The 667-nt window shown below is 72.6% G+C and carries 1 protein-coding gene and 1 pseudogene; both read left to right on the top strand.

Features of this window, described 5'->3' with window-relative positions:
• Nucleotides 1–393, top strand: a 393-nt coding sequence (locus AC5RUJ_RS17860) for a hypothetical protein (protein WP_494156465.1), incomplete at its 5' end; no start/stop codon positions are given.
• A 47-nt stretch (nucleotides 394–440) separates the two neighbouring features.
• Nucleotides 441–667, top strand: a pseudogene (locus AC5RUJ_RS17855) (hypothetical protein); the annotation flags it as partial.

Genomic DNA, 667 nt, shown 5'->3' with positions numbered 1-667 from the left:
ACCGACCGACCGGCCACGTCGCCGCCCGGCCAGGCGCCGACGTCGGACTGGGCTGGTCCCGCCGACGGGAGCGGGGGAGCCGGAGGAGACGCCGCTGACTGGGGCAGCTATAAGAGCCGGGACCACGCCTGCGCCGCCGTGGCCGCAAACGTCGCCTCCCTGCTGCTGGTCCCGCTCGGCTTCATGACCGGCGTGGAGGACTCCGACCTGGAGGCGCTGCAGGATGAGCTGGACGAATTCAGCCGCGACGTTCCGCCGCGGCTGGGGGACCACCTGGACAGGGTGGAGGACCAACTGGATCACGCGTCCGCAACCGGCCGCTTCGACGCTGCCGGGTTTGCCCGGGCCCTGCAACCGGTGAAGGACTGGCTGTCCGAACACTGCGGGGAATGAGGCGTTAGGCTTGCCCTGAGAGTCATCACAGCGTCAGGGGAGAACAGATGCACAACGAGGATCGGCCTGCTGCCCCGTCCGCGGGCGAATCGCCCGGGGCACACCCGGTGACCGCCCCTGTCGGCGTCCCGGGCGCGCCGGCGCCGGCCCCGGCAGCGGTTGACCCGCATCAGCCTGCAGGCCTTGGCATCCCGGACGCCCCCGGACGCACCACCATCTCCGAAGCCGCCGTGGCAAAGGTCGCGGCCGTCGCCGCCCGCTCCGTCCCGGGGGT

Source organism: Arthrobacter sp. Y3223164 (assembly GCF_059091005.1).
The sequence above is the reverse complement of the archived record's forward strand: the minus strand, read 5'-3'. Positions and strand labels throughout refer to the sequence as shown.